Raw genomic sequence first — 13757 nt, 5'->3', positions numbered from 1 at the left:
GTAGCTCATGACAGTTCCACCGAGCAGGAGGCCTAAATGGCACATGCCACCGCAAGCCGATTCGATTCCGATCTGGACGCTCAGAGCCCAGCCGCCGACCTGGTGCGCGTGTATCTGAACGGCATCGGCAAGACCGCCCTCCTGACGGCCGCCGACGAGGTCGAGCTCGCCAAGCGCATCGAGGCGGGGCTCTACGCCCGGCACGTGCTCGCCACCAAGAAGCGCCTCGGCGACACCCGCAAGCGCGAGTTGGCCGCGGTGGTGCGCGACGGCGAGGCCGCCCGCCGTCACCTGCTCGAGGCGAACCTCCGCCTGGTGGTGTCGCTCGCCAAGCGCTACACCGGGCGTGGCATGCCGCTGCTGGACCTGATCCAGGAGGGCAACCTGGGTCTCATCCGCGCGATGGAGAAGTTCGACTACACCAAGGGATTCAAGTTCTCGACCTACGCCACCTGGTGGATCCGGCAGGCCATCACCCGCGGCATGGCCGACCAGAGCCGCACCATCCGGCTGCCCGTCCACCTCGTCGAGCAGGTCAACAAGCTGGCGCGCATCAAGCGCGAGATGCATCAGAACCTGGGACGCGAGGCCACCGACGACGAGCTGGCCGAGGAGTCGGGCATTCCGGTGGAGAAGATCACCGATCTGCTCGAGCACAGCCGGGATCCGGTGAGCCTGGACATGCCGGTGGGCACCGACGAGGAGGCGCCGCTCGGCGACTTCATCGAGGACGCCGAGGCGATGTCGGCGGAGAACGCCGTGATCTCCGAGCTGCTGCACACCGACATCCGGCACGTGCTGGCCACGCTCGACGAGCGCGAGCAGCAGGTCATCCGGCTGCGGTTCGGCCTCGACGACGGTCAGCCCCGCACGCTCGACCAGATCGGCAAGCTGTTCGGGTTGTCGCGGGAGCGGGTCCGCCAGATCGAGCGCGAGGTCATGGCGAAGCTGCGCCACGGTGACCGCGCCGAGCGGCTGCGCTCCTACGCCAGCTGACGACGCAACGTCGTGACATCCCGTGCTGCCCGTCGCGTTCGTCGCGGCGGGCAGCACACTGTGACGCGAGGACGATGGAACCCAGTTCGGCGGCCTTGCCCGGTAGACTCGCTGCCGACGGAGGGCGGCACCATGAACGATCTCATCGACACCACCGAGATGTACCTGCGGACCATCTACGACCTCGAGGAAGAGGGCGTGGTGCCCCTGCGCGCCCGCATCGCCGAACGCCTCGAGCAGAGCGGCCCCACCGTCAGCCAGACCGTGTCCCGCATGGAGCGCGACGGGTTGTTGCACGTCGCCGGTGACCGTCACCTCGAACTCACGCCCAAGGGCCGCGCCCTGGCGGTGTCCGTCATGCGCAAGCACCGGCTCGCCGAGCGCCTGCTGGTCGACGTCATCGGCCTGCCGTGGGAGGAGGTGCACGCCGAGGCCTGCCGCTGGGAGCACGTCATGAGCGAGGACGTCGAGCGGCGCCTGGTGGCCGTGCTCGACAACCCCACGACGTCGCCGTTCGGCAACCCGATCCCCGGCCTGTCCGAACTGGGCGTGGCGTACACCGATGCCGACGACGTCACCCTGGTCCGCCTCACCGAGCTGCCGACCGGCTTCCCCATCGCGGTGCGGGTCCGCCAGCTCACCGAGCACGTGCAGGGCGACATCGAGCTGATCGCCCGTCTGAAGGACGCCGGCGTGGTGCCCAACGCCCGCGTCACCGTCCAGGTCAGCGACCACGGCAGCGTCATGATCGTCATCCCCGGGCACGAACAGGTCGAGCTGCCCCACGACATGGCCCACGCCGTCAAGGTCGAGAAGGTCTAGCGCCGCCGAACGTCGGACGCGGCGGCAGGTCGACGCCCAGCCGCTGCGCCACCCGGTACCCACTGAGCCCCAGCTCCCGAATCTGCTCGGGGCGCACGCCCCGTTGCAACGCCTCGTCGAGCATGCTCGCCATCCGGTGTTCGGGAGCGCCGTCGAGCGCCGCGCCGACCGCGATGCCCGTCAGCGGACCGTCCCCTCGGACATAGGTGGAGAACCCCAGCAACACGAGCGCGTCCGCGCGCCACGGGAACGGCACGGTCCGCGCGAGCCCGAGCCACAGGGCCTCCGCCTCGTCGGCGATGCTGCTCACCGCGAGCGCGTACAGCGTGTCCCGCACGCACGGGACGGCCAGAGCGCAGGCCAGCCGGACGACGTCGTCGACGTCCGGGCACTCCCCCCGCGCGGTCGCCACGGCCATGGCGACGGCGTGCCGCACCTGATCGGCGGGATCCTCCTCGTCGTGGGACGCCGCGTGGGCGAGGAGCGCGGCGCGCAACCCGGCCGCCTGCACCGGGTCGGTGGGAGCGACGACGTCCTGCAGCTCCGACCGGCGGGTGTAGAGCCGCCGGCCGTCGAGCACGGCCGCCGCGGCGACCGGCGAGGCGTGCGGGTCGTCGATCTCGCCGCCCAGCCCGCAGCCGTCGGCGCAGTGCCACCGGCCGCCGGCGTCGACGCGGTCGACGACGTGCACGTCGCGCAGCCGAACACCGGTGCGAGCCAGTGCATCCCCGAGCGCGTCGGCGAGCACCTGGTGTCCGTCGCAGCACATCCGGCACGCCGCGCCGTCCTCGTCGACGATGACGGCGACCGCGCTGTCCCCGGGGCCGTCGACGACGGCCGTGGCGACCCGCTCGCACATGCCGAGGATGTCCTCGGACAGGTCGAGGCGCATGACGCAGCTCAGCTCGTCGTCCTCGAGGACGGCGAGGACGAGGGAGTCCTCGGGCACGAACCCGAGCAGGGCGGGAAGCGCCGCGATCAGCGCTGCGGGACGGTCGAAGCGGAAGCCGGCATCAGGTGGAGTCGTCATGGCCACGAGCGTGCGCGCGGACGCCGACCCGACGGACCTCCCGGCGGCCCGGACGGGGCTTGCCTGTGGACGAAGTCGCGTCTGGGGATGGACCGATGTTCACGTGGTGTTGACCCGCCCGGCATACGCCGACACCTCGACGGGCGTAGGACTACAGCCATGAGCGTCACTCGCGAATACGACCTCGTCGTCATCGGCTCCGGGCCGGGCGGGCAGAAGGCCGCCATCGCCGCCGCGAAGCTGGGCAAGTCGGTCGCGGTCATCGAGCGCGGCCGCATGCTCGGCGGCGTCTGCGTCAACACCGGGACGATCCCCAGCAAGACGCTGCGCGAGGCCGTCGTCTACCTCACCGGCATGAGCCAGCGCGAACTCTACGGCGCCAGCTACCGCGTCAAGGAGAAGATCACCCCCGCCGACCTGCTGGCCCGCACGCAGCACGTCATCGGCAAGGAGATCGACGTGGTGCGCAACCAGCTCATGCGCAACCGCGTCGAACTCTACGTCGGCCACGGCCGGTTCCTCGACGAACACACACTGGAAGTGGAGGACCCCTCGCGCGCCGAGCGCATCACCGTGTCGGGACGCAACATCGTCATCGCCACCGGAACGAAACCCGCCCGACCGGCCGGCGTCGAGTTCGACGAGGACCGCGTCCTGGACTCCGACGGCATCCTCGACCTGAAGACCATCCCGACGTCGATGGTCGTCGTGGGCGCCGGGGTGATCGGCATCGAGTACGCCTCGATGTTCGCCGCGCTGGGCACCAAGGTGACCGTCGTCGAGAAGCGCGACTCGATGCTCGACTTCTGCGACCCCGAGATCATCGAGTCGCTGCGCTTCCACCTGCGCGACCTGGCGGTGACGTTCCGCTTCGGCGAGGAGGTCACCGCGGTCGACGTCGGGTCCGCGGGCACCGTCACCACGCTCGCCAGCGGCAAGCAGATCCCCGCCGAGACCGTCATGTACTCGGCGGGCCGCCAGGGCCAGACCGACCACCTCGACCTCGAGGCGGCCGGGTTGGAGGCCGACGCCCGGGGACGCATCTTCGTCGACGACGACTACCGCACCAAGGTCGACCACATCTACGCCGTCGGCGACGTGATCGGCTTCCCCGCCCTGGCCGCGACGTCGATGGACCAGGGCCGGCTCGCGGCCTACCACGCGTTCGGCGAGCCGTGCCGCGCCATGACGGACCTGCAGCCGATCGGCATCTACTCGATCCCCGAGGTCTCCTACGTCGGCGCCACCGAGGTGGAGCTGACCAAGGACGCCATCCCCTACGAGGTCGGCGTGTCGCGGTACCGCGAGTTGGCGCGCGGCCAGATCGCCGGCGACTCCTACGGCATGCTGAAGCTGCTGGTGTCCACCGAGGACCTGCGGTTGCTCGGCGTGCACATCTTCGGCTCCAACGCCACCGAGATGGTGCACATCGGCCAGGCCGTGATGGGCTGCGGCGGCACGGTCGAGTACCTGGTCGACGCGGTGTTCAACTACCCGACGTTCTCCGAGGCGTACAAGGTGGCCGCGCTGGACGTGATGAACAAGCTGCGCGCGCTCAGCCAGTTCCGCAGCTGAGGCGTCAGCAGCCGTCGTCGAACAGCGACGTCGGCGCATCGTCGCCGGGTCCGCCTTGCTCGGCGCGGCGCACCAGTGCGTCGAGTGCCCCGTCGAACGGCGGTGAGTAGGACACGCTGTCCTCGCATCCGCCGCCGTCGAGGCCGCCGGTGAGCCCGACCAGCGTCGACCCCACGACCCAGGGGCTGCCGCTGGTGCCGTCGGACATCCCCGCACACGGCAGCGCCGGGAAACCCCGTTCGGGCGTGGTCGTCGTCGCCTGACAGCCGACCGGTCCGCCCCCGAAGCCCAGTTCGTAGCCGGTGATCGTCACCGCGGTACCCGCACCGGGCGCCGGCCCCGGGGTGAACCCGCCACCGGACGCGGCCTCGACGGTCGGGCCGCCCTCGCGGCTGACGCGGGCGACCACGACGTCCGCCTGCTGGTCCTGGTCCTTCAACCAGCGCGGGTCCAGGTAGACCGCGTCGACGTGCCAGAAGCCCTGGTCGTCGTCCTCCTGGTCGTAACCCGGGACGAAGTACGCGTCGAGGCCGCCGGCGACGCAGTGCGCGGCCGTGATCACCAGATCGCCCGCCGGGGAGTCGAGCACCGCGCCCGAGCACGTGTGCACCGTTTGACCGCCGAGGAAGACCGCGCCGACGCGCGAATCGGGCGACACGGGCTCTGCGCTGGCCACGGCCGCCGCACCCTCGACGAGCGGCGCGGCCACCGGATGGGCGCACGACGCCGCCAGCGCCGTCAGCGCGAGGACGACCAGCCGGATCCGCATCCCACCGATAGTGCCCGAAGGTCGCCGGAGGCGTCGGAATGCGCGGACCGGGTACTCGCGTTCGCATCATCGAGGTGGGGCTGCGGCGTCACCGACGGCGCGGTACGCGAGACTGATCATGGTCGGCCGCGCCGGCTAGGACCGTGCAGACGAGGCGGAGCGGATGACGGAGAACGTGAACAACCCCGAACAGCAGTACCAACCCGATCGCGACGGGATGTACGAACTCGAGTTCCCCGCGCCCCAGCTGTCGAGCGACGACGGCCGCGGGCCGGTCCTCGTCCATGCGCTCGAAGGCTTCTCCGACGCCGGACACGCGATCAAGCTCGCCGCGACGCACCTGAAGAACACCCTCGACACCGAACTGGTCGCGTCGTTCGCCATCGACGACCTGCTCGACTACCGGTCCCGCAGACCGCTCATGACCTTTCACACCGATCACTTCACCGGCTACGACGACCCGGAACTCAACCTCTACGCGCTGCACGACAGCGTCGGCACGCCGTTCCTGCTGCTGGCGGGCCTGGAACCGGACCTGCAGTGGGAGCGGTTCATCACCGCGGTGCGGCTGCTCGCCGAACGCCTCGGCGTGCGCCGGGTGATCGGGCTGGGTACGATCCCGATGGCCGTGCCGCACACCCGCCCGGTGTCGATGACCGCCCACGCCAACGACAAGGAGCTGATCGCCGGCCACACGCCGTGGGTCGGCGAGGTGCAGGTGCCGGCGAGCGTGTCCAACCTGCTGGAGTACCGGATGGCCCAGCACGGCCACGAGGCCATGGGCTTCACCGTGCACGTGCCGCACTATCTGGCCCAGACCGATTACCCGCCGGCTGCAGAGGCGTTGCTCGCCGAGGTCGCGCGATCGGCGTCGCTGCAGCTGCCGCTGGCGGCACTCGGCGAGGCCGCGGCCGAGGTGCATCAGAAGATCGACGAGCAGGTGGAGACGAGCGCCGAGGTCGCTCAAGTGGTGACGGCGTTGGAGCGACAGTACGATGCGTTCGTCGCCGCTCAGGAGAACCGGTCTTTGCTGGCACGGGACGAGGACCTGCCCAGCGGCGAAGAACTGGGCGCGGAGTTCGAGCGATTCCTCGCCCAGCAGGCCGGCGACGACCCCGACGAGGGGGACGACGGCACCACAGCGCCCTGACGGGCCGAGGACCGGCCGGAACCCGGCCGGTGAGGAGTTGGCCATGACGGACCGCACGCCGAACCTCCGCACCGTCCGCGACGTCTCGCCGTCGCTGCACTACCGCACCATCCACGGCTACCGCCGGGCCTATCGCATCGCGGGCTCCGGTCCGGCGATCCTGCTGATCCACGGCATCGGGGACAACTCCACGACGTGGAGCACCGTGCAGACGATGCTCGCCCAACGCTTCACGGTCATCGCGCCCGACCTGTTGGGGCACGGCAAGTCCGACAAGCCCCGCGCCGACTACTCCGTCGCCGCGTACGCCAACGGCATGCGGGACCTGCTCAGCGTGCTGGACGTCGAACGCGTCACCGTCGTGGGCCACTCACTCGGCGGCGGCGTGGCCATGCAGTTCGCCTACCAGTTCCCGCAACTGGTGGACCGGCTGATCCTGGTGGGCGCCGGCGGCGTCACCAAGGACGTCAACGTGGCCCTGCGCGTCGCCTCGCTGCCGATGGGCACCGAGGCACTCGCGCTGCTCCGCCTGCCGCTGATGCTGCCCGCGCTGCAGCTCCTGGGCCGGGTCGGCGGACCGCTGCTCGGCCGGACCCGCGCGGGACGTGACGTCGAGAACATGTTGCGCATCCTGGCCGACCTGCCCGAACCCACCGCGTCGTCGGCCTTCGCCCGAACGCTGCGCGCAGTCGTCGACTGGCGCGGTCAGGTGGTGACGATGCTCGACCGCTGCTACCTCACCGAATCCGTTCCCGTGCAGCTGATCTGGGGGTCGCACGACTCGGTCATCCCGGTCAGCCACGCCCGCATGGCGCATGCCGCGATGCCGGGGTCGCGACTCGACGTGTTCGACGGTTCCGGGCACTTCCCGTTCCACGACGATCCCGACCGCTTCGTCGAGATCGTCGAGAAGTTCATCGACGGCACCACTCCGGCGGTGTACGACCAGGAGCTGCTGCGGACACTGCTGCGCACCGGAGCGAGCGAACAGACCCTCACCGGGCCGCACGACACCCGGGTGGCGGTGCTCGACGCGATGGGCGCCGACGAACGCAGCGCCACCTAGGGCGGAGCCGGCCTCCGCACCGGCGCCGGCGAACTAGCATGCCGTCATGGCGATCGACGTGAGCGTGCTGCGGGTCTTCACCGACGCCGAGGGTCGGTACGGCAATCCCCTCGGCGTCGTCGATGCGGCCGCCGTCGCGCCGCGCGAGCGGCAGACGTTGGCCACCGAACTGGGCTACAGCGAGACGATCTACGTCGACCTGCCGGCGCCCGGCGCCTCGAGCGCGACGGCGCACATCTTCACTCCCGCCGCGGAACTGCCGTTCGCCGGACACCCCACCGTGGGCGCAGGCTGGTGGCTCGCGCGACGCGGGACGCCGGTCAAGACGCTCCGGGTGCCGGCGGGCGTCGTCGCCGTGGATCGCGAACAGCTGCCCGACGGGGACGTCACGGTGATCCGGGCGCGTGCGGACTGGGCGCCCGAGATGTCGCTCTACGACCTCGGCACGGCCGAGGCGGTGCTGGCAGCCGACCCCGACGACTACACCGACGACGACGTCGAGCACTACGTGTGGGCGTGGACCGACCGCGCCGCAGGTGCCATACGGTCGCGGATGTTCGCCCCCGGCCTCGGCATCGTCGAGGACGAGGCCACCGGCGCGGCGGCGGTGCGGATCACCGACCATCTCTCCTGCGATCTGGTGATCACGCAGGGGCGGGGATCTCAGATCCGCACGTGGTGGGATCCGCAGGGCTGGGTTCGCGTCGCCGGACGCGTCGTCGACGACGGCATCCGGCGGGTCGGCTGACGCGCGCCTCAGCGCGCGGGCGCCGCCTTGGTGGTGCGGTGGGTGCGCAGCGCCTCGATCTCGCGCTCGAAGTCCTCGGCCGAGGAGAACGACCGATACACCGACGCGAACCGCAGGTAGGCGACCTCGTCCAGGTCGCGCAGCGGACCCAGGATCGCCAGACCGACTTCGTTGCTGGGTACCTCGGGCGAACCGAGCCCGCGCACGGCGTCCTCCACCTGCTGCGCCAGCAAGTGCAGCGCGTCGTCGGCGACGTCGCGGCCCTGGCAGGCACGCCGGACGCCCTTGACGACCTTCTCGCGGCTGAAGGGCTCGGTGACCCCGCTGCGCTTCACGACGGCGAGCACGGCGGTCTCCACCGTGGTGAACCGCTTGCCGCATTCCGGGCACGACCGACGCCGGCGGATCGCCTGGCCCTCGTCGGCCTCGCGGGAGTCGACGACCCGGCTATCGGGATGACGACAGAACGGACAGTGCACCACCGCTCCTTCGCCGCCGCTGGGATGAGACCGGAATGTTCCGGCCCCATACGAGCGTACCGAGGGACGGCAGGGTGTCTCACGGCGCATGGCGGCGGGTCAGCCGACCGGGGCGATGAGCGTCTGCCCGGCCGCGACACCCGCGGTGTCCAGCTCGTTCAGTTCGCGGATCCGCTCGACCGTCGGGCCGACCGGGGCGTCGGGCGCGATGCGAGCGGCGAGCTGCTGCAGCGACTCCCCCGTCTGGACCTGGACCACGGCCAGCTCCCCGGGCACCGGCGCCGGCGTCTCCGGTGCGGCGCCGAACTGCGCGACCAGGCCGAGCCACACCGTGATTCCCGCCGCGACCAACGCCAGCAGCACCGTGGTGACCGGCGTGATCGGCTTGCGCCGGTGCGAAGCCCGCGACATCAGGACACCGGTGCCGGAGTAGCGCAGCGGTGCGGCGGCCGGCCGACGGCGCTGCGGCGACCGGCGGGCCGCGGGACGCGGACGCACCGGACGGGCGACCAGTTCGGTGGGGTAGTCCCGGGTGATGATCGTCATCGCGAGGCCTTTCGGTTCGGGCGTTTCCGGTCTTTCCGGAAACGGTCGTTCGCCTGTGTGTTCGAAATGTACTCGATCACGTGTTCGATGAATAGAACACGTGATCGAATCGTTGCCGACGATATCCGGGGCCACCGACACGCCCCGGCGACCGCGACACGCGTCGAACACATGTTTGATTCTCGAACGGTCTCGGACTACATTCGGCGCCATGAGTGACAGCAGCGACACGCCGAACGGCGCGGACGCACGTCGTCCCGCCGGCAACGACGCCGGACTGACCGAACGACAGCGCACCATCCTCGAGGTCATCCGCACCTCGGTGACCACCCGCGGCTATCCGCCGAGCATCCGCGAGATCGGCGACGCCGTGGGACTCACGTCCACGTCCTCGGTGGCCCATCAGCTGCGCACCCTCGAACGCAAGGGCTATCTGCGGCGCGACCCCAACCGCCCACGCGCCGTGGACGTCCGCGGCGCCGACGATGCCGTCACGCCGATCGTCGCGACCGACGTCGCCGGCTCCGACGCCCTTCCCGAGCCCACCTTCGTCCCCGTGCTGGGTCGAATCGCCGCGGGTGGTCCCATCCTGGCCGAGGAGGCCGTCGAGGACGTCTTTCCGCTGCCCCGCGAACTGGTCGGCGAGGGCTCGCTATTCCTGCTCAAGGTCGTCGGCGAATCGATGGTGGACGCGGCGATCTGCGACGGCGACTGGGTGGTCGTCCGGCAGCAGAACGTCGCGGACAACGGCGACATCGTGGCCGCCATGATCGACGGCGAGGCCACGGTCAAGACGTTCAAGCGCACGCGCGGCCAGGTGTGGCTGATGCCGCACAACCCGGCGTTCGATCCGATCCCGGGCAACGACGCCGCGATCCTCGGCAAGGTCGTCACCGTCATCCGCAAGGTCTGACGGCGCTAGCCCCTGACGAAGCCGTTCGTCAGCGCGAACTCCTCACTGGCGAACCAGATCTCGGCACGCACGCGGTCGTACTGCACGCTGGTGGGCAGCCAGTAGAGCCCCGTCTTGGTGTCGGCCTTGATCGGGTAGCCCGCCGGTGCGGTGTACGGGTCCCCCTGCGCCAGGCGCAGCGACGTCTGACTCGGTGCGGTGTCGTCGAGCTGGATGGCCGCATGCCGACCGCTGGGCGGGCCGCTCGACGGCTCCGGATCGGCCGCTGCCGAGGCCGCCGCTCCTGCCACCGGCGCGGCGAACGCGTCCTCGAACACCGGGTCGTCGAACTCGTCGCGCGCGGGATCGCCGTCATGGACGTCGTCACCGAAGCCATCGTCGAAGTCATCGCCGAGGCCGTACGCGTCGGCAGCCTCGTCCTCGCGGTCTACGGCGGGCGTCAGGGGTCCGTCGGTCGGGTCGCTACCCGCGTGCCGACCGGTCTCCGAACGGCCGCCGAACAGCTCGTCGAACGCCGCGGTCGCCGGCTCGTCGGCCGCCCCGCGATCGGCCGGCCCGCGATCGGACCCTTCGCCGGGGGACGCCGCATCTCCGGACACCTCGTTCCCGGGTATGGCGTCCTCGGAGACCACCCGCGTCGGTGCGGTGTCGATCGCGTCCTGGTCCTCGTCGAGGTTCGCCTCGGGACCGATGTCCGGTACCGCGGAAGCACCCGGCGCCGGCGCCGGCCCGGCTGCGGGTACGCCGGCCGGGCCGTCGGAGCCCTCACCGGGCATGGCCCATGCGCTCAACGGCACGAACGGTGGCTGGTCGGTCCCGGCCGGGGACTCGGCGGCCGGCACCGGTCCGGACTCGAAGTCCTGGTCGTCGTCGTAGTCGTCGTAGTCGTCGAACCGGTCGAGCGGCGGGCGGTCGTCCGCGCGGCGCCGGTGCAGCACCACGGCGGCCCCCACCGCCGCGACGAGCAGCACCACCGGCACGATCACCAGCAGCCACCACCACTGGCGGTACCACGGTCGGCCGTCCGCGGCCGCCTGCGGGTCGTCGCCCTGGGTCGCCTGCGGCGCGTCCTGGCCCGGAACCCGAACTCCCGCGAGGTCGGCGGCGAGGTTCGGTGGCTCGGTGCTGAAGGCCTTGGTCGAGCGGTTCCAGGAGATGGCGCCGTTCGCGAACTTCTGCGTGACGACGTCGTCGCTCTCGGTCTGATCGGCGGTCGGCGCACCGAGCGTGCCGGTGGCGCCGCCGAGCGTCGACCAGGCGGCGTTCATCGCCCCACGGACGATCACGGCGCCGAAGTCGGGTGTCCAGAAGATGACCGGCTCGTCGGCGGCGGTGAAGGCCGCGAACCGGCTCGCCGGCGCCAGTCCCCCGTCGGCCTCGTTGGCCTTCGGGAAGCCGAGGTCACCGCCGGGTCCGCCGACGCTCTCGTACTTCGCGAGCACCTGGCCGGTGAGCACGTTGGCGCCCGTGGCCGGGCTGTAGAAGATCTTCCCGCCGTCGAAGGTCTGCACCAGGCCGTCCCCGGCGACCGGTTCGGCCGGACCCTGCGCTGCACCGAGCGGGCCCAGCGGGCCGCCCGCCGCGCGCCGGGCGGCGTCGATTTCCGAGGTGGCGTCGCCCGGGATCCGCACTCCGCCGAGCTGATCGGCGAGTTCCGGCGGCGTCGTCGTGAACGCCTTGGTGCTGCGGTCCCACGACAGCTGGCCGCCGGTGAACGTCTGCGACACCACGTTCCCGCGGTACACCTCGTCCTCGGTGGGCACGCCGAGCGAGCCCGCCGAACCGCCGACCTGATCCCACGCCGCGTTGATCGCGCCGCGCACGACGTGGGCGCCGGTGTCCGGGGTCCAGAAGATGACGGGGTCGTCGGCGGCGCTGAACGTCACGTTCCGGCTGTTCGGCGCGCGCCCCGCCCCCTCGTCGATGTCGGGGAAGCCCAGATCGCCGTCGCCGGGACCGCCCAGGGACAGGTACTTGTCCAGGATCGCGCCCTGCATGACGTGCGCACCGGTGCCGGGGCTGAAGAAGATCCGGCCGCTCGCGAAGTTCTGCCCGAAGCCCGCGCCCACCGGGTAGACGCCGCCGTCCTTGGGACCGAGGGTGCCCCCGGGACCGCCCGCGGCGTCGTAGGCCGCGTTGATGGCGGCGTCGGCGTCACCTGCCGGGTCGGCCAGCGCCGTGGGCATCACCGGCGCGAGCAGCGCGCAGGCGGCCACCGTCACCACCGCTACGCTCGCCCGTCCCATGGCCCTGCCCAGCAGGGATCGAAGCCCAGTCATCAGTCCTCCCCGCGATGCGCTCACGGTTCCCTCGAAGTAGCACGTGCGTCAACTCTGCGTCAGTCGACGTCCATCTTGAGGGATATCCAAGCGGTATCGGGCAAGTGTCGCGCGACCGGTACCACTTCCGTCACGGCCGCCGGACGCCCGCAGCGGCGTCAGACGCCCATGCTGCGGCCGATGATCTCCTTCATGATCTCGGTGGTTCCGCCGTAGATCGTCTGGATGCGGGCGTCGAGGAACGCCCTGGCCACCGGGTATTCACGCATGTAGCCGTAACCGCCGTGCAGCTGCAGGCAGCGGTCGTTGAGCCGCACCTGCGCCTCGGTGGCCCACCACTTCGCCATCGCGGCCTGCTCCGCCGTGAGCTTCTCGTCGAGGTGCAGCCGGATGAACTCGTCGACCAGCACGCGCACGGCGGTGGCCTCGGTGGCCAGCTCGGCGAGGGTGAACCGGGTGTTCTGGAAGCTGCCGATCGGCTTGCCGAACGCCTTGCGCTCCTTGGTGTACTGCAGCGTCTGCTCCAGCACGGCCTCCATGCCGGCGGCCGCCATGACGGCGATGCTGATGCGCTCCTGGGGCAGGTTCTGCATGAGGTAGACGAAGCCGGAGCCCTCGTCGCCGAGCAGGTTCTCGGCAGGCACGCGCACGTCGGTGAAGGACAGCTCCGCGGTGTCCTGGGCGTCCAGACCGATCTTGTCGAGGTGCCTGCCCCGCTCGAAGCCCTCCATGCCGCGCTCGATGACGAGCAGCGAGAAGCCCAGGGCGCCCTTCTCGGGGTCGGTCTGCGCCACGACGATGACCAGGTCGGCGTGCACGCCGTTGGTGATGAACGTCTTCGAACCGTTGAGGATCCAGCTGCCGTCGTCCTGCTTCACCGCGCGCGTCTTGATGCCCTGCAGGTCGCTGCCGGTGCCCGGCTCGGTCATCGCGATGGCCGTGATGAGTTCGCCGGAGCAGAACCCGGGCAGCCAGCGCTGCTTCTGCTCCTCGGTGCCCAGCCGCAGCAGGTACGGCGCGATGACGTCGTTCTGCAGCGAGAATCCCAGCCCGCTGTGCCGGCTCGCCGAGGTCTCCTCGGTGATCACCACGTTGTAGCGGAAGTCGGGGTTGCCGCCGCCGCCGTACTCCTCGGGCACGGCCATGCCGAGGAAGCCCTGCTTGCCGGCCTCCAGCCAGACGCCGCGGTCGACGATCTTGTCCTTCTCCCACTGCTCGTGGAACGGCGCGACGTGGCGCTCCAGGAAGGAGCGGTAGGACTCGCGGAACATGTCGTGCTCGGGCTCGAACAGGGTGCGGTCGTACTTGACGACGTCGCTCATGGAAGGACCTCCGGGTCGTCGGACGGGATGGCCCGACCCTATACCAGCCAACCGGATGGTTG

Annotated in this window: 13 protein-coding genes; 7 read left to right on the top strand and 6 right to left on the bottom strand. The window is 70.8% G+C overall.

The window, feature by feature from the left end; genetic code table 11:
• Positions 1-36 precede the first annotated feature (36 nt).
• Both FZ046_RS17095 and FZ046_RS17090 read left to right on the top strand, forming a co-directional pair.
• Positions 37-996 carry a sigma-70 family RNA polymerase sigma factor gene (locus tag FZ046_RS17095; RefSeq protein WP_070351579.1) on the top strand — a complete coding sequence of 320 codons (960 nt, stop codon included), beginning with the start codon at positions 37-39 and terminating at the stop codon, positions 994-996.
• A 132-nt stretch (positions 997-1128) separates the two neighbouring features.
• Positions 1129-1818 (top strand): iron-dependent transcriptional repressor DtxR, encoded by a 690-nt coding sequence (locus FZ046_RS17090; RefSeq protein WP_070351580.1) that lies wholly within the window; start codon positions 1129-1131, stop codon positions 1816-1818.
• Here the strand turns inward: FZ046_RS17090 and FZ046_RS17085 are convergent.
• A complete protein-coding gene (locus tag FZ046_RS17085) occupies positions 1799-2848 on the bottom strand; it encodes a DUF4192 domain-containing protein (protein ID WP_070351618.1) in 1050 nt (349 codons plus the stop codon). The genes FZ046_RS17090 and FZ046_RS17085 overlap by 20 nt on opposite strands.
• A 159-nt stretch (positions 2849-3007) precedes the next feature.
• Between FZ046_RS17085 and sthA the strand changes: the two genes are divergently transcribed.
• Positions 3008-4423, top strand: coding sequence for a Si-specific NAD(P)(+) transhydrogenase (gene sthA / locus FZ046_RS17080; RefSeq protein ID WP_070351581.1), 1416 nt, complete (start codon positions 3008-3010; stop codon positions 4421-4423).
• A gap of 4 nt (positions 4424-4427) precedes the next feature.
• On the opposite strand, the gene FZ046_RS17075 is transcribed toward sthA, so the two are convergent.
• Positions 4428-5192 carry a trypsin-like serine peptidase gene (locus FZ046_RS17075; RefSeq protein ID WP_070351582.1) on the bottom strand — a complete coding sequence of 255 codons (765 nt, stop codon included), beginning with the start codon at positions 5190-5192 and terminating at the stop codon, positions 4428-4430.
• 163 nt (positions 5193-5355) lie between these two features.
• On the opposite strand from FZ046_RS17075, the gene FZ046_RS17070 reads away from it, so the two are divergent.
• The 3 genes from FZ046_RS17070 to FZ046_RS17060 are packed head-to-tail and all read left to right on the top strand — an operon-like array spanning position 5356 to position 8156.
• Positions 5356-6342 carry a proteasome assembly chaperone family protein gene (locus FZ046_RS17070; RefSeq protein WP_070351583.1) on the top strand — a complete coding sequence of 329 codons (987 nt, stop codon included), beginning with the start codon at positions 5356-5358 and terminating at the stop codon, positions 6340-6342.
• Between the two features lie 43 nt (positions 6343-6385).
• Positions 6386-7408 (top strand): alpha/beta fold hydrolase, encoded by a 1023-nt coding sequence (locus FZ046_RS17065; protein WP_070351584.1) that lies wholly within the window; start codon positions 6386-6388, stop codon positions 7406-7408.
• Between the two features lie 46 nt (positions 7409-7454).
• Positions 7455-8156, top strand: a complete 702-nt coding sequence (locus FZ046_RS17060; RefSeq protein ID WP_070351585.1) for a PhzF family protein — start codon at positions 7455-7457, stop codon at positions 8154-8156.
• An 8-nt stretch (positions 8157-8164) separates the two neighbouring features.
• Here the strand turns inward: FZ046_RS17060 and nrdR are convergent, their stop codons facing one another.
• Both nrdR and FZ046_RS17050 read right to left on the bottom strand, forming a co-directional pair.
• On the bottom strand, positions 8165-8635 hold the full coding sequence (gene nrdR / locus FZ046_RS17055; protein WP_070351619.1) for a transcriptional regulator NrdR: 471 nt from the start codon (positions 8633-8635) through the stop codon (positions 8165-8167).
• 99 nt (positions 8636-8734) lie between these two features.
• Entirely contained in the window at positions 8735-9181 is a 447-nt protein-coding gene (locus FZ046_RS17050) for a LysM peptidoglycan-binding domain-containing protein (RefSeq protein WP_070351586.1), read from the bottom strand.
• A gap of 211 nt (positions 9182-9392) precedes the next feature.
• On the opposite strand from FZ046_RS17050, the gene lexA reads away from it, so the two are divergent.
• The gene (gene lexA / locus FZ046_RS17045; protein WP_070351587.1) at positions 9393-10094 is read left to right on the top strand and encodes a transcriptional repressor LexA; all 702 of its coding nucleotides are present in this window, start codon (positions 9393-9395) and stop codon (positions 10092-10094) included.
• Positions 10095-10099: 5 nt separating this feature from the next.
• On the opposite strand, the gene FZ046_RS17040 is transcribed toward lexA, so the two are convergent.
• Together FZ046_RS17040 and FZ046_RS17035 are read right to left on the bottom strand one after the other, a co-directional pair.
• Positions 10100-12373, bottom strand: coding sequence for an LGFP repeat-containing protein (locus FZ046_RS17040; RefSeq protein ID WP_070351588.1), 2274 nt, complete (start codon positions 12371-12373; stop codon positions 10100-10102).
• 158 nt (positions 12374-12531) lie between these two features.
• On the bottom strand, positions 12532-13695 hold the full coding sequence (locus FZ046_RS17035; RefSeq protein WP_149484278.1) for an acyl-CoA dehydrogenase family protein: 1164 nt from the start codon (positions 13693-13695) through the stop codon (positions 12532-12534).
• Positions 13696-13757 lie beyond the last annotated feature (62 nt).

The organism is Mycolicibacterium grossiae (assembly GCF_008329645.1).
In the GTDB taxonomy this organism is placed as follows: Bacteria; Actinomycetota; Actinomycetes; order Mycobacteriales; family Mycobacteriaceae; genus Mycobacterium; species Mycobacterium grossiae.
Note: the sequence above shows the minus strand (reverse complement) of the source record. Positions and strands in the feature narration are given on the sequence as shown.